Genomic DNA, 23,997 nt, shown 5'->3' with positions numbered 1-23,997 from the left:
CTCAGGCGTCGCTTTCGGGGGTTGCGCAGGAATCGCGGAAGACAAATTGCGAGATGCGCTTGCGATGATCGGATTTCCAGTCAATGCGGGGGCGGGGTTTTTCTTCGGGCAGATAGCCCAGCCGGTAAACCGCCATCAGCTCCAAGTGCTCGGGCACTTCCAGCAGCCGCTTGATTTCCTCCCAGGCCTCGGGAACTTCCATGGGTGTGGAGACAAACTGAATACCCATGCCTAGCTCCACGGTGGTAAGCCAGATGTTCTCGATGGCCATGCCCAAGCCCAGCACGCTGTAGAAGCTGGAGAGCTGGCCTGGACGATATTCTTGCTTGTCCAACAGGGCCGCAAGCAGGAGGGGTGAGCCTGCAACCAGTCTGCGGTTATCCTCGCCCAGGGTTTGCGGAACCCGCAAGGTTTTGAGCAGTCCCAGGGCATTTGGGCTCATGATCTGACGGGTGAAGGGACGCAAGGGGCCCGGCAACTGGTCAATCAGAATGCCATCGCGCCGTTCGTCCATCTCTTTTTCAGTAAAGCGAAAGTAGGGGCGGTAGCGCTCGAAAAACTTGCCTTCGACAATCAGTTGTTGCATGGTTCGCCCCCCAATCTCGGCTATTTTCTCCCGCTTGGTCTTGTCTTCGATCAAAATAAAGCGCCAGGGTTGGGAGTTGAAATGGCTGGGGGCACGGCAGGCCGCTTCCATCAGCAGATGCTGGTGCTCTTTGGATACGGGTTTGTCTAGGAAGGGGCCATTGGTGGTTTTGCGTTTTCGGATAACGTCCAGGAACTCCATAATCATCCCCCAACTGCCAGAAAGTATCCCACCAAGCCCGCTACGCCCAGTGTAGGGTGTAGCCAGGTGCGGGGCCGTGCTTTAGGAAACAGAGCCAGGCAGCCCACGGTAAGCAAAAGCCACCACTCCCTGGCAAAAACCAGGGCCGCCAGCGCGCTGACGAAAACCAACAAATAGAGCCCATGATGCCAGATCCCGAAATGTGCCAGCCGGAGTTGGGCGGCCAGCCCTACCAGAAGGTTGAGCGCATATAAGCCGAAACCCACCAGCAAAAAAGGGGACATTGGCCCTAGCATAGCGGTATGCGGGTAGGGATGTGCAAGCTGTGCTACGTCCAGCCGAATCGGTTTTGGGTACGCAGGTTTGGATCAACTTGGATGTTGGGGTACATCTCAGCGGCAGCGGGGGTTTGATAACCCCGGTAAAGCAGGCCACATCCGCCCATCACCGCAGGGCCGCTTGTAACACCACCCCCAAAACCGTTCCCAGCAAGCCAAAAAGCAAGGGGGTGAGCCAGCGACGCTCGCCTTCGTGGGCGATGGCGCGGGTATGCAGGCTGATGGCAATCTGGGTGAGGGACTCGATTTCTTCGGGGGTTAGGGGGCGGCGGGTGAGGTCTTTGTAGGCTTCGCTTTCGGGGCTAATCTGGCCTAGCTCCTCGAAGGAAAGTTCGCGCTGACGCAGGACACTATAGGTACGGTCGAAGCCATGCCGAAGTCTAAGGGAAGCCCAGCCCTCCTCTTCGTTGCTGACACGGAAGAACTCTGGATGCTCATCAAAAACTTGTCGCCAAGAGGTGCCACTCCGGGGGATATCCAGACGGTCTGCCCAGTCCTCGGCCGGGCGGCTGGAATAGGGGTAGCGCCCCATCACCGTAAGGGCCGCAATCACATCAGCCAGCCGCCAGTCTTTGAGGTAGGGAGAGCGCTGGGCCATGGTTACCTTCGTTCACAGCTCGAGCCCGTCCAGCGGCCTCCCCTGACCTGGCACTCCCGCCGCAGGTTTTCCTCCGGCGCACGCAAGACCACCAGCACCAGCCCCGCCGGATAGCCGCCCGAACCCGCCCCCAGCCCCAGCTCGAGGCGGGTCAGGGTATAAGACTCTCGGGAGGCCGGAACCTGGGTGCTGACATAACCCTCACCATCCCAAGCATATATAGCGCTCCGAATGACGCGGCTGCCGGGCCGGTAGGGCGGGTTGACCCGCAACTCAATCTCGATGGGCTTGAGGAAGTTGGTAGCACTCGAGGAGAGCCGGTAAATTCCCACCACCTCGCGCTCGAGTAAGGTCTGGATGAAAAACACTTCGTTCTGGGGAGGGGAGGTCGGAACCGCCTGAAGGCGCTCGAGGCGGAAACGAACCGGCGAGACCAGGGCCCCCGAGGGCACCACCACCTGAATGCCGGGCAGTTGTAAAGCCCCACCCTGCGGGCCCACCCGCTGCTCAACCACTCGAGGGTTCTGCCCGAACCCCCACGAGGCCATCAAACCCAGCAACAGTACCAGCCGAACCATAGCGTCATCCTTTTGACCAACCCAGATTAACCCACAACAATCTGAGAAAACTCAGGGCCAAGCACCAAAAATCCAAACGATGGGCTATGCGCCCAACAGTTTCTTGGCCTCGGCCAGCACTGCTTTTACGACTTTCTCGTTCTGTGTCTCGCAGTAGATGCGCAGTGCCGGCTCGGTTCCCGAGGCTCGGAAGAGCAGCCAGCCCCCTTCGCCAAAAAGCCACTTGACACCGTCCAAGTTGTCGGTGGCGCTCACCTCCAGACCCGCAATGCTCCGGGGGTTTTGTACCTTGGCCATGGCTGCCTGGATGTGTTCCATCGAGGGCAGGTGCAGATCTATGCGGTCGTAGGCGTGCTTGAAGCCCACTTCAGCCTCGATTTCGGCAAACTGCTGCCGCAGGCTCTTGCCGCTTTTGATGACCGACTCCAAAAGCAACAATGCGTTGAGCAGCCCGTCGCGTTCGGGGATGTGCCCGGCTACTCCAATACCGCCCGACTCTTCACCCCCAATTAAGACGCCCCCCTTCAGCATCTCATCGGTGATGTACTTGAAGCCGATGGGCGTTACCACCAACTCCAGCCCCAGCTTATGGGCCAGCAGATCGATAATTTTAGAGGTCGAGAAGGTCTTGACCACCCGCCCGGTGCGCCCTTTATGGTGCAGGTGTTTGAGCAACACCGCGAAGATTTGGTGGCTATTGAAGTTGCTGCCGCCCGCCAGCACCGCGCCAATGCGGTCTGCATCGCCATCGTTGACGGCTGCAAAGGTGGGGTCATCCTCGGCCTTGAGCACGGTCATGACGGTGAACTGGTTCTGGGGGATGGGCTCGGGGTTTACGCCGTAGAACATGGGGTCGGGCACGGCGTGCAGCTCCCGCAGCTCGAGCTTCATACCCGTATGCTTTACAAAACCGGCCAGCCAGCCTGCCCCGGCACCGCCCAAGCTGTCGTGGTACATCACCCCGTCGTAGTTCCTGAGGGCGTCCATGTCCAACTGGGTGACCAGGAAGTCATAGTAGGCCTTCCGTACGTCAAAGCTCTGGACGGTACCGCTTCCTAGTTTGGGTTGCGCACCTAGCCTCTGCTCCACCTCGGCAATCATGGCGGGGGTGGCGGCACCGGCGTACCGGCCCTTAATCTTGAAACCCAGGTACTCCGGAGGGTTGTGGCTAGCGGTAATCATCACGCCGCCATCGGCTTGTAAATGCTGCACTGCAAAGGACAGCGTCGGCGTGGGCAGGTAGGATTTCGAGAGGTAGACCTCCAGGCCATTGGCCGCCAACACCTCGGCGGCTCTTTGGGCAAACTTACCGGCCAGAAAGCGGGTATCGTAGCCTACCACCACTTTTTTGCCTTGCTGTTGCAGCAAGTAATCTGCATAGGCCTGTGCGACGCGGGCCACATTGTCAAAGGTAAACTGGTCGCCAATGATGGCCCGCCAGCCGTCGGTGCCGAACTGAATATCTGATATGGGCTGGATTCTGTTGTTACCGACTGTATCCTTGGCCGTATCCATACTTGCCACACTATACAAGGCAGCAACCCGACAGGCAGATATTTGCTATGGGGTGCTTTGCTGTGTGAGTGCAGCAGTCTTTGTGCTGGGCCCGACCATTGCTATCCGGCTCACCCCCGATTAGGAAGGCGGTGATAGACTTCGAAAGCTATATGTCCGACCTCCTTTCTTCCCTCAACCCCTCCCAACAGGAGGCCGTCCAGCACTTCGAAGGCCCGGCGCTGGTGGTGGCCGGCGCAGGGTCGGGCAAGACCCGCACGGTGGTGCACCGCATCGCCTATCTGTTGCGTGAACGGCGGGTTTACCCTGCCGAGATACTGGCCGTAACCTTTACCAACAAAGCTGCCGGCGAGATGAAAGAGCGGCTGGAAAAGATGGTCGGGCGTTCGGCCAAAGACCTCTGGGTATCTACCTTTCACTCGGCCTCGGTGCGGATTTTGCGCACCTACGGCGAATATGTGGGCCTCAAACCGGGCTTTGTGATCTACGATGATGACGACCAGAATGCGCTATTGAAGGAGGTTTTGAAGGAGCTCGAGGTCGAGGCCAAACCCGGCCCCTTCCGGGCCATGATTGACCGGATCAAGAACCGGGGCGATGGACTGGTCGAGTTCATGCGCGAGGCCCCCGACTTTATCGGAGGGGTTCCCAAAGACCTGGCCGCTGAGGTATACCGCAAATACCAGAGCGGCCTGCGGATGCAAGGAGCCCTGGACTTCAACGACCTGCTGCTCCTCACCATCGAGCTCTTTGAACAGCAGCCCGAGGTGCTACACAAGGTGCGGCAGCGGGCCCGTTTTATTCATGTGGACGAGTACCAAGACACCAACCCGGTGCAGTACAAACTAACCCGCTTGCTGGCGGGCGATAAGCCCAACCTGATGGTGGTGGGCGACCCCGACCAGAGCATCTATGGCTTTCGCAACGCCGACATCAACAACATCCTCGACTTCAGCAAAGACTACCCTGGGGCCCGGATCATCCGCCTCGAGGAAAACTACCGTTCCAGCCATGCGATCCTCGAGGTGGCCAACGCGGTCATCGCAAAAAACGCCCTGCGGCTGGAAAAAATCTTGCGCCCTACCAAGCCTGGGGGAGACCCCGTGCGCCTGTACCGCGCACCCAACGCGCGGGAGGAAGCGGCTTTTGTGGCGCGGGAAATCGTCAAGTTGGGAAAGCCCTCCGATATCGCGGTGCTCTACCGCACCAATGCCCAGTCGCGCCTGCTGGAGGAGCACCTGCGCCGGGCCAATGTGCCGGTGCGGCTGGTGGGGGCAGTGGGTTTTTTTGAGCGCCGGGAGATCAAAGACTTGCTGGCCTATGGGCGGGTCGCCATCAACCCTTCCGACTCGATTAACCTGCGCCGGATTGTCAATACCCCTCCGCGGGGCATTGGAGCGACCACAGTGGCCCGGCTGGTTGAACATGCGCAGAAGACGGGCATTGCCGTTTTCGAGGCTTTTCACGCTGCAGAGCAGGTGATTAGCCGACCCCAGCAGGTGAAGGCTTTCATTGAGTTGCTCGAGGGCCTGATGGAGGCCGCCTACGAGACCGGGCCGGTGGCTTTTTTCGAGCGGGTGCTGGACGAGACAGGCTTCCGAGATGCGCTCAAGCAGGAACAGGACGGCGAGGACCGCCTACAAAACGTGGAAGAACTCCTGCGCGCGGCCCGAGATTGGGAAGAGGAAGAAGCAGGAACCCTTTCCGATTTCCTGGACTCAGTGGCCCTGACGGCCAAAGCCGAGGAGCCAGGGGGTGACGCACCGGAAGAAGCGGTAACGCTCATGACGCTGCACAATGCCAAAGGCCTGGAGTTCCCCACGGTGTTTCTGGTGGGTCTGGAAGAAAACCTGCTGCCACACCGCAACAGCCTGAACCGCCTGGAAGACTTAGAAGAAGAACGCCGCTTGTTCTATGTGGGCATCACCCGCGCGCAAGACCGCCTTTATCTTTCCTATGCAGAAGAGCGCGAGACCTATGGCAAGCGGGAATACACGCGCCCGAGCCGCTTCCTGGAAGATATTCCCCAAGAGCTGCTTAAGGAGGTGGGCGCCTTCGGGGACAGTGCGGTGCCGGTTCTATCCTACGGCCGTCCCGAACCCAAACCGCGTACGCAACTGGCGGAGTTCAAGGGGGGCGAAAAGGTCAGACACCCCAAGTTTGGCAGCGGCACCGTGGTAGCGGCGATGGGAGGGGAGGTTACGGTGATGTTCCCCGGTCTGGGCCTGAAAAAGCTGGCGGTGAAATTTGCCGGGCTGGAACGTCTGGATTGATTAAGCCGGGCTAAGTGAGCCTTTAGACTCCCCTCGCACAAACCGCATCATGCTCGGTAGGGTAGGGGTATGAAAAGGCATATTGCCCGTTTGACAGCGGTACTTGTTCTGGTGTTGGGTATGGCCTCTGCCAGCGGGGCTGATATCGGCTTTTCGGTGCGAAATGGCCCCAACGGCAATTTCATGGGGCATCTGGGCCTGTATCTGGATGGCTTCCCCATTGATTTTCGCTCGCATCTGGTGGTCGGTTCTCCGGGCGGCCTGTATTTGAGCGGTGAGGTGGTGTATCCGCTGCCCATTTTCCTGCTGGTGCGCCCTTACCTGGCGGGAGGGCTGGCAGTAGGCATTACCGGCTACACCGCTCAGAACGAGTTGCGCTTGCGCTTTGGGGAGCGGTTTTATGCTATTTTTTCGGCAGGCCTGCAGTTTCCCGACCGGGGTTATCGTCCGTATATCGAAGTTAGTCAGGTGATTGGTTCGGAGAGCTTTCAACGCTTTACTGTTGGTTTTATCGTCGAGGGGTTTTGATGTTTTTCGGCAGGCTGGCTGCTGATGCCTGTAACTGTGATACCGTTTCCGCTTGCATCTTTCAACGTTGGCGCAGTTAGAGGTGAAGGATGCAAGCCGACCGAAGGGAGTAGAAAAGCATTTCGGTAGTATCGTTTAGGCTTGCCAAATTGAACGATACTGCCGAAATGCGTATAACTGTGAGAGGTCTACGGGCTGGCGAGGGCCAGGAAATCGAGCGCGTGGCGGGTGGTTTTGTGGCTGTGTTCTACCAGGTGGGCCAGGCCGGGGCCGGCCAGGTAGCTTCCGGTAAGGAACAGGCCCGGAGCGTGGACCAACGCCCCCTCGAGGTCGGCCACCCGGCGGTCGTGACCCTGGGTGAAGTGGGGCCTCGAGTGCGGCTGTCGGAAAACCCATGCCGCCTGTGGGAGGGCCTGGGTTTGTAGGTGTTTTGCGACCTCGAGCTGGGCCAGCCGCGAGAGCTCGCCGTCGGCGGAGCGGGCGGTCTCGCCAGCAAACCGTACTTTTGCCATCCACGCTTCCGCGCTGGGGCAGATTACCTGGAGCGACGTACAGGCATGGCCCTCCCCCCTGGCGAAAAAGTACTCGTTGGCTTCAGCATTGGGTTCGCCCGAGCGATAGAGCAGGTACACTTTTGCGCTGTGCTGGTAGGGAAAATGGTTGAGCAGGGTGGTCATCTGCGGGGCCGTGGGGCGAAGCAACCTGGCAGCCTGGGGGGCCGGGAGTGCTACGATGACCGCATCGGCCTCGAGCATGCCGCCAGGCACGTGAACCTGCCAGCCCCTAGAATCGCGGGTCAGTGCCCAGGCTTCGTGGTGGGGCAGCAGCCGGGCTTTTTGGAGCAGGTGGCTGCACAGGGCTTCGATCAGGCTACCCATCCCGGTTTCGAGGTGAAATCTGCCGTGGTGGGTTATCTGGCGGCTGCCGGCGAGGAGCCCACCCTGGCGCTCGAGCTGGAGTAAGCGGCTCAATGCTGTGGGAACCGATACCTCCTCTGCGGGGCCACCCAACACTGCACTCAGATAGGGCTCCAGCACCTCCCAAACTTCGGCCCCGAGCCTGCGCCGCAAAAAGGTTCCTGCCAGCTCGTCCTTGACCAGGGTAGGCCCCACGAAGCGTTCGGTGCTTAGCCGCCATTTGGCGCCACGGCTGAAGGGCATCTCGGTGATTTGGTGCAGTCCGTATCCCGAGAAGAGATCGAGACCTTGGGGTAGAACCCAGTCCTGGCCGCCTTTCCGGACGATGCAGCGGTGGCTTGGCAAAGCTTGGGTATCAAGCCCCAGTTGGGTGCAGAGGTGGTAGAGGGTGCTGGGGGTGTCGTCGAAAAACTCCTCGCCCAGCTCGAGCGGGATGGTGTCCAGACGGGCGGTTTTTGTGTTGCCGCCAAAACCCCCGGTGGCCTCGAGTACACTAACCTCCAACCCCGCCTCTTCTGCCCAGTATGCGGCCACCAGCCCCGATAGGCCCCCGCCAATAATTGCGATTCTGCTCATAAGTGGTTCCTGTGTCTCTTGTTGGTTAGCCAGCCGATGGACCGCGCAGCAATTATGCCCTCGAGGTAGCGGTGCTGGAACCCATACCCGGCGATTCTATCCTGTGCACGGCGCCTTGGGCCAAGGTACGTTATGCGTCCGTACTGTTTGTTGAATACTCAGCCAGGCCGCCGTGTTTTTCTGGTGACCTACCCCCGCTAAAGCCTAGCGCGTCTACCTGCAGGCAAAAAATGAAGTGGGGATGGGATTGTCCAACCCAAGACGTGTTAGCATAACTCCACACGCAGTTCTGGAACCAGTCGAAGCTTCGGGCTTGGGTGGGAAATGGGCTGTCACAGAGGTGTAAAGATGAAGCTAAAAGAAGTACTTGTCCTATTGTTGCTAGCACTAACTTCGATGGCCATGGCCCAGACCGATCCAGTGGTTGCAACGGTGGGCAAATCTTCCATCACCAAAAGCCAGTTTGATCTGCAGTTTCGCTTGTTTGTGCGCGATGCTTTGCAGCAACGCGGACAACCCTACAGCCCCGAGGCAGAGGAAGCCTTTGCCCAGTTCAGGCCGCAGTATTTAGAGCGCATGGCTCGAGATCAGGCCATCATTCTGGCTGCCGAAGGTGCCGGCTTTGCTGCCAAAGACGCTGCGGTTGATGAGGCCATCGAAGAAGTGAAGGCACAGTTTGAAAACGAAGAAGAACTTAACAAGGCGCTCGACGAAGCGGGTATTCCCAGTCTAGGGGCCTATCGCCGCTTGGTCTATGAAGCCCTGACCTACAATAGCTACCTCGAAAACCTGATCAAGCGATTGCAGACCAGCAACCCCGCCCTGCGCATCTTGTACTTGGTCTCCAAACCCCAATTTGCGGTTCCGATACGCTACTGTTCTTCGCACATCTTGGTGGGAACGGCCCAAGAAGCCAATCAAGTGATTATGCGGCTGGGCAAAGGTGAGAAATTTGCCGACCTGGCCCAGGAACTCTCTCAAGACCCTGGCAGTAAGAATGAAGGGGGCGATTTGGGCTGCGAACCCAGAGGCACTTTTGTCGCGCCTTTTGAACTGGCCCTGGCCGCTCTGAAGCCTGGTGAAATTTCCAAGACCCCAGTCAGAACGGAGTTTGGCTTCCACGTGATTTTGCTTTCTAAAGTTGAAGCGGCTGGTTTCCAGCCCTTTGATCAGGTGAAAGAGGGGTTGGATCAGGCTGTCAAGAATTCAGCGCTGCAAAAAGTGCTCGATAACATTGTAAGCCGCACGCCCACCAAGCTATTCCCAGAAAATTTACAGACCAAATAGCCCAGGATCGCCTACAGTACCCCACATGACGTTTTGGGTCGAGTGGGGTCATCCATTGGCATAGAACACGCCTTATCGGCCCAGCCGCAGCTCGGGCAAGCCCTGTACCAGATGCTCGTCGTGGGTGGCGATGATCACAGCCGTGCCCAGATCTTTGGCCAGACCCAGCATCAGCCCTAAAACTTTCTCCGCATTGCGCCGATCCAGGCTGCCTGTCGGCTCATCGGCCAGTAGGAGCTTGGGTCGGTTGTAGAGGGCTCTGGCCACTGCCACGCGTTGCCGTTCACCCCCGGAGAGTGCCTTGGGGGGAAGATGAGCCCGGTCTAGCAGTCCGACCCGATTCAGCAACTCTTGCCCCCAGGCAGGGTCTACCTTATCGGCCAGATACCCCGGAACCAGGGTGTTCTCGAGCGCGGTCAGCTCGGCTTGCAGGTAGTGGTGCTGAAAGATCAGGCCGGTGAACAACAGCCGCCTTCGGGCCAGCACCTCTTCGGTGAGGCCTCGAATGCTTGAGCCCTCCCACTGCACGTCCCCCACTTGAATGGCCAGCAGACCTGCTAAAAGGTGCAGCAAGGTGGTTTTCCCACTGCCAGAGGGCCCCAGAATAACCCGTACATCTCCTCGCTCCACAGTAAAACGGAGGTTCTGGAAGAGTTCGACCTCGCCATAGGCAAAACCCAGGTTCAAAACTTCCAACACCGAACCGTTACCTGCTATTGGCAAACCGTTACGCACCCTTGTAGAGTGTACTAGATGTTGGCTGACACCCAGGTGCTTGCAAAAACCCCACTCTTTCAAGGGGTGCCGCCTCAGGCGCTCGAGGTGGCCCGAGAGGCTTTTGTGACCCGCAGCTACCCGGCAGGAAAACAAATCTTTGAGGCCGGGGATATGGGAGCTGCCCTTTACATTGTCCAAAGCGGGCAAGTGCGCATTTACCGAACCTACCTAGACGGTCGTGAGCGGATGTTTGCTTACCTTGGCCCCGGCGAAGTGTTTGGCGAGATGAGCCTGCTCGATGACCAACCGCGAAGTGCCTCCGCCGAGACCACCGTGGAGTCGGTGTTGCTGGTCTTGTACCAAGATGCCTACTGGAGCCTGGTACGCAAATGGCCGGAAATTTTGCACAACCTGGCTACCATCCTGGCACGGCGACTGCGTGAGGCCGACCTCGAGTTGGAAGTCCTTTCCTTCGAAGAGGCCCGCGGCCGGGTGGCCTACGCCCTGACCAAATTGCGCAAGCAACGCTATGGTGATGGGGTCAAGATGAAGCTGACCCACCAAGAACTTGCCCAGCTCTCCGGAACCAGCCGTGAAACCGTAACCCGCGTGCTGCATGCCCTGCGCGAGGAGGAACTGGTCAAGGTGGGCTCTGGTTTTGTGGAAATCCTCGACCCGGCCGGTCTAGAAGAAGTGCTGTTCGGCTTGCGATAAACCCAGTAGCCCAATTTGACTGCCGATAATACCGGCATTTTGTAATTCCTGCCCTCTGCTGTGAGGCTCTTTACATTAATGCTTGTTTATCCTTTATGATTCCCTTCATCCTCATCTATGCCTCAGATAGCCCCCTCGATTCTGGCATCCGACTTCACCCGCCTGGGTGAACAGGTGCTGGCTTGTGCTGAGGCTGGAGCAGAGCTGATTCATGTGGATGTGATGGATGGTCGTTTTGTACCGAATATCAGCATGGGGCTGGTGGTGGAGGCGCTGCGCCGCATGAGTCCGTTGCCCCTCGATGCACACCTGATGATCGTTGAGCCGGAGCGCTACATCGCCGACTTTGCCAAAGCGGGCGCGCATTATCTCACCTTTCACCCCGAGGCCACACCCCACGCGCACCGGGTGCTTCAGCAGATCAAGGAGCAAGGGGTCAGGGCTGGTATGGCGGTGAATCCCGGCACTCCCCTGGAGTACTTTGTGCCTCTACTGGGCGATCTGGATCTGGCTTTATTGATGACGGTAAACCCAGGGTTTGGCGGGCAAAAGTTTATCGAGGGGAGCCTCGAGCGCTTGAGGGTGCTCAAACAAATGCGCGATCAGCTCAACCCAGAGTGCCTGCTCGAGGTGGATGGGGGTATCAACCGCCACACGGCTCCGCAGGTGGTGGCACATGGGGCCGATATCCTGGTGGCCGGTTCGGCGGTGTTTGATGGCAACACACGCGAGAATATTGCTCTACTGAGGGAAAGCTATGCGTTTGCGAGCTGATCTGGTTCCCCAGGACAACCTGAGCTACCACGACGTGGTACTGGTGGTGGATGTGATTCGAGCCACCACGACTGCAACTGCATTTTTGGAAGCTGGAGCCAGTGCTTTATACTTAACGACAGGGTTGGAAAATGCTCGAGCCTTTCGAGATTCCGATGTAATTCTGGCCGGTGAAGAAGGGGGTCTCAAACCCGCCGGCTTTGACTATGGCAACTCCCCACGGGAGGCCAAGGAAGCCCCGGTGGGGGGCAAAACCGTGGTGCTGAGCACCACCAATGGCACCCGTACCGCGCACCTTGCAGCCCGCAGCGCCAAGCATGTGTTGTTGGCCTCGCTGTACAACGCCCATGCCGCAGCCCGCTTGGCCCACCAGCTTGCTACCGAGGAAGTAGCGATTTTGTGTGCGGGCAAGGAGGGTCGCATCGGTCTGGATGATGTGTATACAGCCGGTGTACTGGCCGAGTTCTTGCAGATTATGGGACCCTATGAGCTGGAGGATGGCGCTCTTACGGCCCTCACCACCCGTCGAACCTATCCCGATCCCCTCGAGCCTTTGCACCTTTCGGGTGCAGCCCAGGCTTTGCGCCAGGTAGGACTGGAAGCCGATGTGCCTTTCTGCGCCCAGATCGCCGTTTCTCCGTCGGTTGGGGTGCTGGAGGGACGGGTGGGAGAGGCCTTAATTTTCAAAAGAGCCCAACGCCCAAGCAACGGCAGCCAGAGCCAGATACCGGCGATTTGAACGCATTTTCCAAGTTTTTGGTTGAAGCTCGAGGGTTAGATTTCGAACAGACCCCGCACTTTTACGTTATAATCAGAAAATGAGCGATCAAGCATATGTGAAGGGTTGGCTGGAGGTAATGAAAGAAGCGCTGGAAGGAGGCCAGCCCGGCCAGGGAACGGCTTTTTCTGGATGGAACCAGACCAGATGGGTGCGGCAAACACGGCTTGTTGGCGACCCTGGATGCCTTGAGCGCCGAACAAGCCTCCAACCCCACAGCACTGGGTATGAGTGTGGCTGCTCAGGCCGCCCACACGGCTTTTCATATGGAAGCAACACTGCGCTGGGTACAAGGAGATCGAGGGCCATTTGATTGGAAAGGCAGCTTCGCTCCCAATCAGCTTTCTGAAGGGGAGTGGGCTGCCTTGAGAACCCGGGTGAGAACTGCTTATGCCCATGTGGTTAAGCTGGCGAATGAAACCCCTGCTTGGGATGGCGATGAACCCGGTGGACTCGCTGCTACCCTAGCCCATGCCTGCTATCACCTGGGCGCGATACGACAGATTGTCAAACTGGTATGAGTGATACCGCTTCGCTTGAATCCTTCACCGCCCGCCGCAGTCAGAGGTGAAGGGTTCAAGCCGACCGAAGGGAGTAGAAAAGCATTTCGGTAGTATCGTTTAGGCTTGCCGAAGTGAACGATACTGCCGAAATGCGTATGAGCTGGTTCAATTGTACGTTCAGGCCAGGGCTGAGTGGCGGGCCTGGCTCCAGGCCAATCATGCCAGGGCAAAAGGAGTCTGGCTGGTCTTCAACAAAAAAACCAGTGGTAAACCACACCTCGACTACAACGAGCAGGTGGAAGAGGCGTTGTGTTTCGGCTGGATTGACAGCAAACCCGCAAAAGTAGATGCCGAACGCAGCAGCCTCTACTTCGCACCCCGCAAATCAGGTAGTGGATGGCCTCGGCCCAATAAAGAGCGCGTGGAAAGAATGATTGCTCAGGGGTTGATGACCGCTGCTGGCTTGCGTATGGTTGAAGCAGCTAAACGAGATGGGAGCCGGGAGAAGCTAGACGGAGTAGAAGCCCTGGAAATCCCCGACGACCTAGACCGGGCGTTGGACAAATATCCCCATGCCAAAAGCAATTTTGAAGCATTCCCACGCTCGGTGAAGCGAGGCATTTTAGAGTGGATTGTACAAGCCAAAAAGTCCGATACCAGAGCCCGGCGGGTCGAGGAGACCGCACGCCTGGCAGAGCAAAATCTACGAGCCAACCAGTGGCGCCAATAGCAAAGGGGGATCAGCAGGACTCTTGTGGATATAGTTTGGGACTGGGGGCCATGTTTGTCCAAAGGCGCTCGAGGCCCGTATGTGGGTGTATCTTTGGCTGGTTAACCCATTTGAATCTGATCTCGAGGCTGGATATAGTGCTTAATCATGATTTTTAGCCGTTTGATTGCTGGATATTTGCTGGTATTAGGTTTGGCTCTGGCCCAGGATTGCTTTCCCAAGGCATCTACTTCAGAGCCGCGTTCCCCTGCCTATTTTCGCTATAGCTTTTTGGTAGATACTTCGGCTTCAATGGTAGGGCGTGGGGATGGACGGGCGGTCATATTTCCCCAGCTTCAGGAAAGGTTACTGGAATTTGTTAGGGCCATTCGAGGTAAAGCCGAGGTGTGGTTGACCCCCTTCAATCAAGGAACAGCTCCGACGGCCCGTTTTCGCTTGCCGGAAGATCGCCAGAATCTGGAAAGCTACATAAGCGGGCTGGAGGCCAACGGGGCCAACACTTGGCTCTACCGTAGCATGCAAGATGTTTTCGCTGAACTTCCCTCAGATCCAGCGGTTGGGAATGTGGTTTATATCCTATCCGACGGTATTGATAACGATGCCCAGCGACCCATGCTAAACCGGGTTCTGCAGGAATACCAATCCAAGCGTGGACCCAACGACTTTCTCTACTACGTGGGCCTGGGCCAGACAGTGCCGGTGGATATTCAAACAGCATTCGCCACCATTCCCATGGCCTGTACCCTGGGCGCGGCAGTGGGGGAGGTGCCGGTTTTTGCCCATGCCACAGTGTCGCCCAACCAGGTGGATCTAGGTAACTTCAAACTCGAGCCCGGCACCCGCAACATCGCTCTTTCGGTACAGGTTTTCGGGCTACAAGCACCCTTGAAGGTTTTCTATCAGGATGAAGCCCCCGAGCGGGCTAGAGGCCGATTGCAGATTGAGCCAGCAGCCTTGGTTCAGGGGCAGGAGCAACTGCGGTTTCGTCTGAGCGAGACTGATTTGTTGCCGAATGGGAACTACAGTGGGCACATACTGCTTTCTGGCCCCACTGGAACTGTGGTCACTCCGGCGGCAATTCCAGTCCGATGGGCATTTCATCCGGGCGCGGTGTATCGCCTGGTCTGGTTGGAAGGCAGCAGGGATGTGGTATTGAGCCAGGCTCGTAAACACACCCTTAGGTATCGCCTAGAAGGCAACGAATGGGCGGTTCAGCCCATCATTTTAGCTTTCGACCGTCTTCCGCAAGGTCTGGAAGCCCGCTTCAATGGTCAAACCGGATCCATTCGTCTGAAGCCCGGGCAACAAGTTGAAATCGAGCTGCTCAACCAGGGCACTGGGGATGCTGCTGACCTCCAGCAGATGGACTGGAAAGTAGTGGCTCCAGCTGGGGCAAGCCTCGAGTTACCTAAACCTCTAACGCTACGCCCGAGGGCCAATAAACAGTGGCTCTGGTGGCTGCTGACTGCCCTTCTGGTAGTCTTGGTTGGTGGATGGCTTTGGCGCAGGCCAAATCCCCGACGTATCCGGCAACGGATTCCCACAGTATCCAAAGAGTTTTCGTCGCCCTATGCATCTTTGCTCACCCCTTCTGCCGATGGACCAAGGCAACTCGAGCTCAGGGAAGGCCAGCTCGTAAACCTGGGAGTGTTGTGGGGCAATCCACTCTTGCAGGGGCTGCTTTTGTTGGGTACTGCATCTGGGGTGCAGGTCGAGGAGATCCCGGAAGGTGTAACGCTGTTGACCCAGGAGTCCCTCGAGGTAGGTGCTATCCTGCCTTTTAACGAGGTAGTACGGCTTTACAGCGAAGAAGGGTTGATAGGGAGCTTTGTGGTTATAAATCCTAGACAAGCCACGCTTATCCGCTGGGGTAAGGCCACCTTTACTTTGAGCGAAAGCCGCCCAGTCAGTTTTGATCTGGGGGGCTTGGGCAGCATTGATCTGGGTCACAAACTCAACATCTCGGCTTTGCTGGGGATGACCGTGATCCTTTCCAAGGGAGGACTACGGCTTTTGCAGTTGCCCCAGGGCATCCGCGCCAGGATAGGTCAAGAAACACTTCAAACGGGTGATCGGATTCCATTTGAGCAACCTGTCCAACTCGAGGATGTCGAGGCTAAACCCATCGGAGAAATATCCTTCTCGCCCCTGGAGGGTGTTCCCGTACCCTTGGCGTATCTGCGCTACCTCGGTGGTCGTCCTGAACAACGCCGAAGGTTGGTATCACTGGTGGAAGCAATAGACATAGGTCAGGCCACGGGCGAGCAAACCCTCGAGCGCCTGCAACTTCTACCCTTGCCGGAAGGAGTACGGGTCGAACATATTCCAGGCAATTTGCGCCTGACTACTTTTGTAGAAGATATTCGACCCGGTGACACCGTTGGGCTGGGGCAGTCAGTTTTCCTATACGACCTCAGCAGCAAGGCCAGTCTGGGGGTAATAGATGTGGTGGAACCCTGAGAGCGGTTCCCACGAATTGGGGGGAACGCTATAAGTACACCGGTGTAACGTTATTTGAACAGTTGGGTTTGACAGCACAGGCCGACACCCTATCCCGCAGAGTCGCGGAACGAATCATACGCATTCCGGCAGTATCGTTCACTTTTGAAAGTCTAAACGATACTGCCGAAATGCTTTTCTACTCCCTTCGGTCGGCTTGAATCCTTCACCTTTGACTACGCATGGCGGTGAAGGATTCAAGCGGAAACGGTATCAAACATCACAAGACTGTGGATCAAGCGTAGGCAAATGGCCAGCGCATTCCTGGTTTGCCACCACCCAAGCCAAGCAACCGCATTCTCTACAGACGTGGCCTCCCATCCGGGAGGCCACTGTGCTGTGCAGGACACAGCCATCAAGTTTTGAGCAGCTCATTATGAAAAGCGCTCTAGGTGAACCACTATTGAACAGACCCACCCTACCGTATGGGAGGGCCTTAGTTTTACTACAAAACCTTTCTATTCCCCGTATTCAAGTTGAGACTACGGACGCATCCGGGTGTACATACGCGGGAACGGGATGGCCTCGCGGATGTGCTCAATACCACAAATCCAGCGCACGGTGCGCTCGAGGCCAATGCCAAACCCGGAGTGGGGCACCGTTCCAAACAAGCGTAGATCCATGTACCAATCGAAAACTTCTTCTGGCAAGCCGTGCGCTCGAATCTTCTGGCGCAGTAGCTCGGGGTCATGGATGCGCTCAGAACCCCCGATAATCTCGCCCACACCTTCGGGGGCCAGCAGATCGGCATTCAGTACCAGACGATCATCTTCGGGGTCGGGCTGCATATAGAAGGCCTTGACCGCCGCCGGATACTTCTCGACAAAGATGGGGCGGTCAAACTGTGCGGTGAGCGCTGCCTCGTGTGGAGCCCCAAAGTCGTCACCCCATGCCATCGGTGCCAGCTCCAGTTCGGGTTTATCTCGGGCAATCTGGTTTACTATTTCCACGGCTTGGGTGTAGTGAATGCGGGGGTAGTTGCCCTGGGCGGTGGTTTGTAGCACCGTGGTGTCGCGCTCGAGCATCTCCAGTTCCCGCTTTTTCTCTTCCAAACAGCGCCCCACCAGGTAGGCCACCAGATCCTCTTGCAGTTGCATGTTTTCGAGGTGGGTCATGAAGGCCACTTCCGGCTCGATCATCCAGAACTCCAGCAGGTGTCGGCGGGTTTTGCTTCGCTCGGCGCGAAAGGTAGGGCCAAAGGTGTAGACCTTGCCAAAGGCCATCGCGCCAGCCTCGGCATAGAGCTGGCCCGACTGCGAAAGGTAGGCTTTCTCTCCATCGAACAGGTCAACCTCGAACAAATCGGTGGTGCCCTCGACGGCATTGGGCGTGAGGATGGGCGTATCCAGCCGGATGAAGCCACGTTGGTGGAAGAAATCGTGGATGGCCCGCTCGAGCTCGTCGCGCACCCGCAATACCGCCCAAGCCCGCCGGTGGCGCATGTAGAGGTGGCGATGATCCATCAGGAATTCCACCCCATGTTCCTTGGGGGTAATGGGATATTCCCTGCTGGGTAGGGCTACCACCTTGAGCCCGCGTACCGACAGTTCGTAACCACCCGGTGCCCGGCTATCGGCCCGCACCAGCCCGGCCACTTCCAGTGCCGTTTCCTGGGGCAGGTGGTCGGCCTGCTCGAATTGCTCGTCAGGCAAATCGCCCTTGAATGCGGTGGCCTGGATAAAACCCGTGCCATCGCGCAGTTGGAGAAAATGGATCTTACCTTTGGAGCGGCGAGACGTTAGCCAGCCGCGAAGCAAAACTTCCTGGCCCTGATATTGGGCGATTTCTTCGATAAAAACCCTTTGCACATGGCGATTCTACCCACTAAGGAGCACCTAGAAAAGGCATCTGAAACGAATTATTGTGATTCAGTCGGCCCAAACCGAATAAAATGCACTACCAGTGTAGATAGCAACATAGCCAGCACTGGGGGCCCGGCCATCAGGAAACGGAAGGCCGCTTCTGGCTCCGGGCCGGGCTGGGTTCCACTTACATAGCCAAATAGCGGGGTCAAGGAAGCGAAGGTCAGGTTTTGCATCACCCCCGAAAAGCGTACCAGCACGGCGGCAGTACCATAAAAAGCGCCCTCACGGCGGAGTCCGGTTCGGGTTGCGTCGCGGTCAATAACCTGAGCCAGCACCACATCCTGGAGTACCACCACCCCACTCACCGCGAATCCCAAGGGTACGGCCAGAACCAGCATCCAGTCCAGGCTGCCCACCTGCCACAGCGGCAGCAGGGCCAGCACAAACAAGCCCATGGCCATCTGCCAGCCGCGCTTGGCCCCAAGCTTGTGGGTGATGACAGGCCAGGCCAAGGCACTTCCCAGCGCCACCCCAAAAATCCCACCATAAACCATTCCTATTTGTGCGCCAGGCAGCTCGAGCACATACCGGGCAAAAAAGGGAAAGCCCAACATCAACAGCCCCAAAGCGGTTTGAGTGAGCGCTACCGCCAAAAGCATCAGCCGAAAATCCGGATTTTTGAGCGTATCCCGCAGGTTGAGCCAAAAACCAGCATAAGCTGGTGGCGGCGTCCATCCGGGTTCACGCAAATGGGTAAAGAATCCGCCTAAACAAAGCCCGGCCAACCCAGCCCAGATCAGGCTCATGCCGCCAAAACCTAAGTGGGTGTAGAGCAGCGGGCTCAGCGAAGTAGCCGCCAGCAAGCCCAGTAAACCTGCAGCACGTCGCAGGGCATTAACCCGCACGCGGGAGTCTTCATTCGTATAAAGTGCAGGAAACAAAGCATTGAAGTTGAGGTAAACCAACGAGGCCAGTGCTTCAAAGAGGAAGAGAAAAACCAAAAAGTAGATAAACAACCCGAAGCCCTCGAGACCCTGCGGCACCCACCACAGCGGTAAGCTACTCAGCACGTACAGCGGCAGACCAAACCGCAGCCAAGGCCAGCGCCGACCCCTCGAATGCCGGGTACGGTCGGACAGGTAGCCAAACAAGGGGTCGTTGATGGTATCCCAGACCGCATTAATACTGCGGGCCAAGGCTACCCATGCAGCGGCCAGGCCAACCTGGTCGGTATAGAAGAAAATCAAGAAACTGCCTACGACATGGGTCGGTAAAGCCAGACCTAACTCTCCCAGAGCGTAGGCCCAAGGGATGGTAGCTGGCTTGGATGGGTTCACCTATCTCGAGTTTACCAGCTTGACAGGCTACATTAAATGCTGGGCCATTGGGGTATTGGGCGCCTATGCGTTATGCTGTCTTCATAATGCCAAACGACCTCAATCCATTTGAAAACCGCAAACTGCATCACCCCAACGATTGCCCGGCGTGTAAATTCGCCCATCTGCACCAGCACACCCAGTTCAGCCTGCTGGATGGGGCGGCCCGCATCAAAGACCTGCTCAAGTGGGTTAAGAAAGTCTCGCCTGAAGAACCCATGCTGGCCATGACCGACCACGGCAATATGTTCGGGGCGGTGCAGTTCTACAAATACGCCACCGAGATGGGGGTCAAGCCAATCATCGGCTATGAGGCCTATATGGCGGCCGAATCGCGCTTCGACCGCAAACAGGGCAAGGGCCTGGATGGCGGCTACTTTCACCTTACGCTGCTGGCCCAGAACATGGAGGGCTACCAGAACCTCTCCCGCCTAGCCAGCCGGGCCTACCTGGAAGGCTTCTACGGCAAACCTCGCATTGATCGCGAAATCCTACGCGAACATAATGCTGGCATCATCGCGTTGTCGGGCTGCCTGGGAGCTGAAATTCCGCAGTTCATCCTGCAGGAGCGTCATGAGGATGCCGAAAAGCGCTTGCAGGAATACCTCTCGATTTTCGGTTCAGAACGCTATTTTATCGAGATTCAGGATCACGGATTGCCCGAACAACACAAGGTGAATAAGGTCCTGAAGGAGTTCGCCGACAAGTATGGCCTCGGCATCGTGGCTACCAACGACGGGCACTATGTCAAGAGAGAGGATGCCGAGGCCCACGCGGTGGTGCTGGCGGTACAGTCCAAGGCCACCTGGGACGACCCCTCCCGTTGGAAATTCCCCTGTGATGAGTTCTATGTAAAAAGCCCCGAGGAGATGGTTCAGACCTTCCAAGACGAAAAAGAGCTCTGGGGTAGCCGGATGGACGAGCTTTTCGACAACTCGGTGAACATAGGGCGGATGTGCAACGTGGAGTTGGTACCTAAGAAGGTACAGTACCGCATTCCCAAGTATCCGTTGCCCCAGGGCCGCACCGAGGTTACCTATTTTCGCGAGCTGACCTTCGCGGGGTTGCTAAAGCGCTACCCGGATCGGGTCACGCCCGAACTCTACCGCGAGTTCTTGCGAAAGGTGGGCCGACCGGTTCCCCACGGTGAAGGAGAAGTGCTGGCTTTGGAACTGGCTCAGATACCCGATCTGGAAGCTGCTCGAGCCCACCTGCCCGAACTGACCGAAGGGATGGTCTGGGATGGCTGGGCGATTCTCTCGCGCGCGGTCTACGAACTCACAGTGGTAGAGCGGATGGGTTTTCCGGGCTACTTGCTCATCGTGGGTGATTTTATCAACTGGGCCAAGGACCATGGCATCTCGGTGGGGCCGGGCCGGGGTTCGGCGGCGGGTTCGCTGGTGACCTACGCTACCCGCATCACCAATATTGACCCTCTGGAATACAACCTGCTCTTTGAGCGCTTCTTGAATCCAGCCAGGGTCTCGATGCCCGACATTGACACCGACTTTTCCGATGTGCGCCGGGGTGAGGTGATTGAGTATGTGCGCCAGCGCTACGGCGACGAGATGGTAGCCCAGATCGGCACCTTTGGTACGTTGGCTTCCAAAGCTGCGATCAAAGACGCAGCGCGGGTCTTCGGGTTGCCGATTAAGAAAGCCGACGAACTGGCCAAGCTAATTCCGGTGGTGTTTGGTAAGCCTACCCCTTTAGAAAAAGCCATCGAGACCATCCCCGATCTGCGGGCCGAGATGGAGAAAGACCCGCTGGTCAAGCGGGTAATGGAGGTGGCGCAAAAGTTGGAGGGCTTGAACCGCCAGTCGTCCGTCCACGCCGCAGGGGTGGTGATCTCGGATGTGCCATTACAGGACTATCTGCCCCTGATGCGGGCGGGTGACGCAGGGGGTAAGGTCACGCAGTACGACATGGGCTCGGTCGAGGCGCTGGGCTTCCTCAAAATGGACTTCCTGGGTCTGCGTACACTCTCTTTCCTGGACGAGTGCAAGCGCATCGTCAAGGAATCTAAGGGGGTGGATATTGATTACGACACCATTCCCATGGACGACCCCCAGACCTTCGAACTGCTGGGGCGAGGTGAGACCAAAGGCATCTTCCAACTGGACTCGGCGGGCATGACCAGTGCGGTGCGGGGCCTCAAACCGCGCCGGATTCAAGACATCATCGCGCTGGGAGCGCTCTACCGTCCCGGCCCGATGGAGAACATCCCCACCTATATCCGCCGCCATCACGGACGCGAGGCGGTGGAGTTCCCACAGTTTCCCAAAGCCGAACAATTGATCCGCCCCATTCTGGAGGAGACCTACGGGATTCCCGTCTACCAGGAGCAGATTATGCAGATTGCTACGGTGGCAGCCGGGTATAGCCTGGGCGAGGCTGACCTGCTGCGACGGGCCATGGGCAAAAAGAAGATGGAGGAGATGGTCAAGCACCGGGCACAGTTCAAGGAAGGGGCCGCCAAGAACGGCATTCCCGCCGATGAAGCCGACCGGTTGTTCAATTTGCTCGAGAACTTCGCCAACTACGGCTTCAACAAGAGCCATGCGGCGGCCTATGCCATCCTGACCTACCAGACCGCCTACGTAAAAGCCCACTTCCCGGTGGAGTTCTTCGCTGCGGTGCTCACGGTGGAACGGCACGACTCCGATAAGGTGGCGGAGTACATCCGGGCGGCCCGCACAGCCGGGGTGGAGGTGCTGCCCCCTGATATCAACCGGTCGGGCTTTAGCTTCCGGGCCTTGGAAAAGAGCGTGCTGTTTGGGCTTTCGGCGGTTAAGAACGTGGGCGAAACCCCGACCGAGCTCATTTTGCAGGAGCGTGAGCGGGGCGGGTTCTACAAATCGCTGCCGGACTTCCTGCGACGGCTCGATGGCACCGTGGCCAATAAGCGGGTGGTGGAGTCGCTCATCAAGGCCGGGGCTTTCGATGCGTTTGGGCCTCGAGGCCCCATGCTGGCTGCCCTGGACGACCTGCTCAAGTGGGCCCAGGCCGAGCGCGAGCAGGCCCAGTCGGGGATGATGGGCCTGTTTGGTGAGTCGCTCGAGCCGGTGATCCCGGTGGTTCCCCAGTTGGATGCCATCACCCAGCTGCGCATGGAAAAAGAGGCCCTGGGCATCTACGTGACCGGGCATCCGCTTTCGCGCTATGCAGGCTTGCGGGAGGCTGCCAGTTGCACAGTGGAAGAGCTACCCCAGGCCTTTGCCGAACTCAAAGGAAACCGCAATCGGGCGCGGTTGCTGCTGGCCGGGATGGTAGAGGGTATTGCCCGCAAACCCACTAAATCGGGTGGAATGCTGGTGCGTTTTACGCTGGGAGACGAGACCGGTGCGGTGGAAGTGGTGGGCTTTGGCAAGTCCTATGACAAAATTTCCCCCCGCATCGCTGAAGATGCGGCGGTGCTGGTGGTGGTGGAGGTAGAGCCAGACGGGGAGGGCGAGAGTCTGCGGGTGGTGGCCCAGGATGTGTTTCCCTTTGGCGAGCTCGAGGGCTTGCCCAAGGTGCTGGAGCTCGAGCTGGATACGGCTTTGATAGACGACGAAAAACTTCTCGACCTGCGCAGCCGTTTGGACGAGTTTCCTGGGGTGTTGCCCGTCCAACTTAAGGTTCGGGGGCCGGGGGGCTGGGCATTGGTGGAGGCCCGCGAAGTCAAGGCAGCCGAAGAGGCCCTACCGGTCTTGCAGGGTTTGGACTGGCTCGAGGCCCGCCTGATCCCCGATCGCGAGATGCTGCTGGGCTATGGCAAAGCTGCCGAGGGCAACGGCTTTAGAAATCAGAAAGGGCCCGACCAGGGGCCGGTGGTTCCGTTCTGAGGGCCCGCTGGATGTGAAGGGTTATTGCCTGGCTTGCTTCAACAAATGTTCCCAGACAGGGCTTTTGAGGTCAGCAAGCGCATCCAGTGCGTTGAAGTGATGGCAGTCTGGCAGGGTGATGACTTCTGTGCAGATCTCCGGCCAGACCTGCTTGAGTTGGCGGCTTTGCCGGTGGAATTCGCTCGACTCGCGTGCTCCCACTGCCAGCACCAGCGGAGCCTGGAGAGTGGGCTGTTTGTAAATGGGACTGCAAGCCCTGGCGCTTTCGACCTCGAGCCGTAGATCGGTGTTGAACGACACCTGAATTAGGGGTTCCAAATCGAACAAACCACTGATGGAAATTCCGCCGACGATGGCCTCATGGGGTATGTTGTAATCAGTCCAGGGCGTAGCAAACATCTCGCCCGTTAGATGCCCTCCCGCCGAATGCCCACTCAGGATCATGCGCTGGCTGCTCAATCCGTAAAGGGCTGCATGGTGGTATAGCCAGGCTACTGCTTTGCGGCACTGCTCGCTGATATCGGCGATGTGCACAGTGGGGCAGAGCGCGTAGTTCAGCACCGCCACGCTGATTCCTTGTTGGACAAGGGCTGGCGCGATCCAGGAAAAGTCGTCTTTGTCAAAAGCCCGCCAGTAACCGCCATGAATGAAAATGAGCAGATAATCGCCCTTGGCAGGGAAGAGGTCGAGGGTCTCTTTCTCACCAGGGCCGTAAGCCAGGTCGGCATGATGCTCCAGAGCCTGTCGAGCGGCCCTGGAATCCACGGCCCAGCGATGGAAGAAGTCGGCGAAGTCTGGGACAGAAAGCCGGGGGCTGTACTCGAGTTCGTACCAGGAGGGTTCAGACATGGCGGTTTCCACAACGTTCTTTTGCGCT

General features: G+C 57.9%; 19 protein-coding genes. 9 read left to right on the top strand and 10 right to left on the bottom strand.

The features are described 5' to 3' along the window. Position 1 precedes the first annotated feature (1 nt). The 5 genes from WKI89_RS01905 to WKI89_RS01885 form a co-directional block, all read right to left on the bottom strand. Entirely contained in the window at positions 2-787 is a 786-nt protein-coding gene (locus WKI89_RS01905) for a nitroreductase family protein (RefSeq protein WP_337867528.1), read from the bottom strand. A 2-nt stretch (positions 788-789) separates the two neighbouring features. Then, the gene (locus WKI89_RS01900; RefSeq protein ID WP_337867527.1) at positions 790-1,071 is read right to left on the bottom strand and encodes a hypothetical protein; all 282 of its coding nucleotides are present in this window, start codon (positions 1,069-1,071) and stop codon (positions 790-792) included. 160 nt (positions 1,072-1,231) lie between these two features. Further along, positions 1,232-1,723, bottom strand: a complete 492-nt coding sequence (locus tag WKI89_RS01895) for a hypothetical protein (protein ID WP_337867526.1) — start codon at positions 1,721-1,723, stop codon at positions 1,232-1,234. Positions 1,724-1,725: 2 nt separating this feature from the next. Next, a complete protein-coding gene (locus tag WKI89_RS01890; RefSeq protein WP_337867525.1) occupies positions 1,726-2,301 on the bottom strand; it encodes a hypothetical protein in 576 nt (191 codons plus the stop codon). Between the two features lie 84 nt (positions 2,302-2,385). Further along, positions 2,386-3,816 carry a phosphoglucomutase/phosphomannomutase family protein gene (locus WKI89_RS01885; protein WP_337867524.1) on the bottom strand — a complete coding sequence of 477 codons (1,431 nt, stop codon included), beginning with the start codon at positions 3,814-3,816 and terminating at the stop codon, positions 2,386-2,388. Positions 3,817-3,968: 152 nt separating this feature from the next. Here WKI89_RS01885 and WKI89_RS01880 point away from each other — a divergent pair, with 152 nt between their 5' ends. Beyond that, a complete protein-coding gene (locus tag WKI89_RS01880; RefSeq protein ID WP_337867523.1) occupies positions 3,969-6,089 on the top strand; it encodes a UvrD-helicase domain-containing protein in 2,121 nt (706 codons plus the stop codon). A 69-nt stretch (positions 6,090-6,158) separates the two neighbouring features. After that, complete coding sequence (locus tag WKI89_RS01875) at positions 6,159-6,617, top strand: hypothetical protein (RefSeq protein ID WP_337867522.1); 459 nt, start codon at positions 6,159-6,161, stop codon at positions 6,615-6,617. Positions 6,618-6,805: 188 nt separating this feature from the next. Here the strand turns inward: WKI89_RS01875 and WKI89_RS01870 are convergent, their stop codons facing one another. Next, the gene (locus WKI89_RS01870) at positions 6,806-8,110 is read right to left on the bottom strand and encodes an FAD-dependent oxidoreductase (RefSeq protein WP_337867521.1); all 1,305 of its coding nucleotides are present in this window, start codon (positions 8,108-8,110) and stop codon (positions 6,806-6,808) included. 348 nt (positions 8,111-8,458) lie between these two features. Between WKI89_RS01870 and WKI89_RS01865 the strand changes: the two genes are divergently transcribed. Further along, positions 8,459-9,397: a peptidylprolyl isomerase gene (locus tag WKI89_RS01865; protein WP_337867520.1), complete on the top strand. Its 939-nt coding sequence runs from the start codon at positions 8,459-8,461 to the stop codon at positions 9,395-9,397. 72 nt (positions 9,398-9,469) lie between these two features. Here WKI89_RS01865 and WKI89_RS01860 read toward each other — a convergent pair whose 3' ends face one another. Next, positions 9,470-10,132 (bottom strand): ATP-binding cassette domain-containing protein, encoded by a 663-nt coding sequence (locus WKI89_RS01860; protein ID WP_337867519.1) that lies wholly within the window; start codon positions 10,130-10,132, stop codon positions 9,470-9,472. Between the two features lie 18 nt (positions 10,133-10,150). On the opposite strand from WKI89_RS01860, the gene WKI89_RS01855 reads away from it, so the two are divergent. The 5 genes from WKI89_RS01855 (at position 10,151) to WKI89_RS01835 (ending at position 16,073) form a co-directional block, all read left to right on the top strand. Continuing rightward, positions 10,151-10,828, top strand: coding sequence for a Crp/Fnr family transcriptional regulator (locus WKI89_RS01855; protein ID WP_337867518.1), 678 nt, complete (start codon positions 10,151-10,153; stop codon positions 10,826-10,828). Positions 10,829-10,945: 117 nt separating this feature from the next. Beyond that, entirely contained in the window at positions 10,946-11,602 is a 657-nt protein-coding gene (rpe, locus tag WKI89_RS01850; RefSeq protein WP_337867517.1) for a ribulose-phosphate 3-epimerase, read from the top strand. Next, positions 11,586-12,341 (top strand): 2-phosphosulfolactate phosphatase, encoded by a 756-nt coding sequence (locus WKI89_RS01845; protein WP_337867516.1) that lies wholly within the window; start codon positions 11,586-11,588, stop codon positions 12,339-12,341. Before rpe ends, WKI89_RS01845 begins: the two co-directional genes overlap by 17 nt. A gap of 711 nt (positions 12,342-13,052) precedes the next feature. Then, a complete protein-coding gene (locus WKI89_RS01840; protein WP_337867515.1) occupies positions 13,053-13,613 on the top strand; it encodes a YdeI/OmpD-associated family protein in 561 nt (186 codons plus the stop codon). Positions 13,614-13,760: 147 nt separating this feature from the next. Beyond that, on the top strand, positions 13,761-16,073 hold the full coding sequence (locus WKI89_RS01835) for a vWA domain-containing protein (protein WP_337867514.1): 2,313 nt from the start codon (positions 13,761-13,763) through the stop codon (positions 16,071-16,073). Between the two features lie 521 nt (positions 16,074-16,594). On the opposite strand, the gene asnS is transcribed toward WKI89_RS01835, so the two are convergent. Beyond that, positions 16,595-17,920, bottom strand: coding sequence for an asparagine--tRNA ligase (asnS, locus tag WKI89_RS01830; protein WP_337867513.1), 1,326 nt, complete (start codon positions 17,918-17,920; stop codon positions 16,595-16,597). Positions 17,921-17,970: 50 nt separating this feature from the next. After that, positions 17,971-19,254: an MFS transporter gene (locus WKI89_RS01825; RefSeq protein ID WP_337867512.1), complete on the bottom strand. Its 1,284-nt coding sequence runs from the start codon at positions 19,252-19,254 to the stop codon at positions 17,971-17,973. Between the two features lie 86 nt (positions 19,255-19,340). Here WKI89_RS01825 and dnaE point away from each other — a divergent pair, with 86 nt between their 5' ends. Next, positions 19,341-23,120, top strand: a complete 3,780-nt coding sequence (gene dnaE, locus WKI89_RS01820) for a DNA polymerase III subunit alpha (RefSeq protein ID WP_337867511.1) — start codon at positions 19,341-19,343, stop codon at positions 23,118-23,120. Between the two features lie 21 nt (positions 23,121-23,141). On the opposite strand, the gene WKI89_RS01815 is transcribed toward dnaE, so the two are convergent. Continuing rightward, the gene (locus tag WKI89_RS01815) at positions 23,142-23,969 is read right to left on the bottom strand and encodes an alpha/beta hydrolase (protein ID WP_337867510.1); all 828 of its coding nucleotides are present in this window, start codon (positions 23,967-23,969) and stop codon (positions 23,142-23,144) included. Positions 23,970-23,997 lie beyond the last annotated feature (28 nt).

It is taken from the genome of Meiothermus sp. (assembly GCF_037443965.1).
Taxonomy (GTDB): Bacteria; Deinococcota; Deinococci; order Deinococcales; family Thermaceae; genus Meiothermus.
This window is presented reverse-complemented; position numbering and strand designations above follow the sequence as displayed.

Bases quoted from the DNA above. Each gene is read 5' to 3' on its own strand.
- WKI89_RS01855 (WP_337867518.1), top strand. From the start codon at position 10,151: ATGTTGGCTGACACCCAGGTGCTTGCAAAAACCCCACTCTTTCAAGGG.
- WKI89_RS01890 (WP_337867525.1), bottom strand. From the start codon at position 2,301: ATGGTTCGGCTGGTACTGTTGCTGGGTTTGATGGCCTCGTGGGGGTTC.
- WKI89_RS01875 (WP_337867522.1), top strand. From the start codon at position 6,159: ATGAAAAGGCATATTGCCCGTTTGACAGCGGTACTTGTTCTGGTGTTG.
- WKI89_RS01885 (WP_337867524.1), bottom strand. From the start codon at position 3,816: ATGGATACGGCCAAGGATACAGTCGGTAACAACAGAATCCAGCCCATA.
- WKI89_RS01905 (WP_337867528.1), bottom strand. From the start codon at position 787: ATGGAGTTCCTGGACGTTATCCGAAAACGCAAAACCACCAATGGCCCC.
- rpe (WP_337867517.1), top strand. From the start codon at position 10,946: ATGCCTCAGATAGCCCCCTCGATTCTGGCATCCGACTTCACCCGCCTG.
- WKI89_RS01870 (WP_337867521.1), bottom strand. From the start codon at position 8,110: ATGAGCAGAATCGCAATTATTGGCGGGGGCCTATCGGGGCTGGTGGCC.
- WKI89_RS01895 (WP_337867526.1), bottom strand. From the start codon at position 1,723: ATGGCCCAGCGCTCTCCCTACCTCAAAGACTGGCGGCTGGCTGATGTG.
- WKI89_RS01845 (WP_337867516.1), top strand. From the start codon at position 11,586: ATGCGTTTGCGAGCTGATCTGGTTCCCCAGGACAACCTGAGCTACCAC.
- WKI89_RS01865 (WP_337867520.1), top strand. From the start codon at position 8,459: ATGAAGCTAAAAGAAGTACTTGTCCTATTGTTGCTAGCACTAACTTCG.
- dnaE (WP_337867511.1), top strand. From the start codon at position 19,341: ATGCCAAACGACCTCAATCCATTTGAAAACCGCAAACTGCATCACCCC.
- WKI89_RS01815 (WP_337867510.1), bottom strand. From the start codon at position 23,969: ATGTCTGAACCCTCCTGGTACGAACTCGAGTACAGCCCCCGGCTTTCT.
- WKI89_RS01900 (WP_337867527.1), bottom strand. From the start codon at position 1,071: ATGTCCCCTTTTTTGCTGGTGGGTTTCGGCTTATATGCGCTCAACCTT.
- WKI89_RS01835 (WP_337867514.1), top strand. From the start codon at position 13,761: ATGATTTTTAGCCGTTTGATTGCTGGATATTTGCTGGTATTAGGTTTG.
- WKI89_RS01880 (WP_337867523.1), top strand. From the start codon at position 3,969: ATGTCCGACCTCCTTTCTTCCCTCAACCCCTCCCAACAGGAGGCCGTC.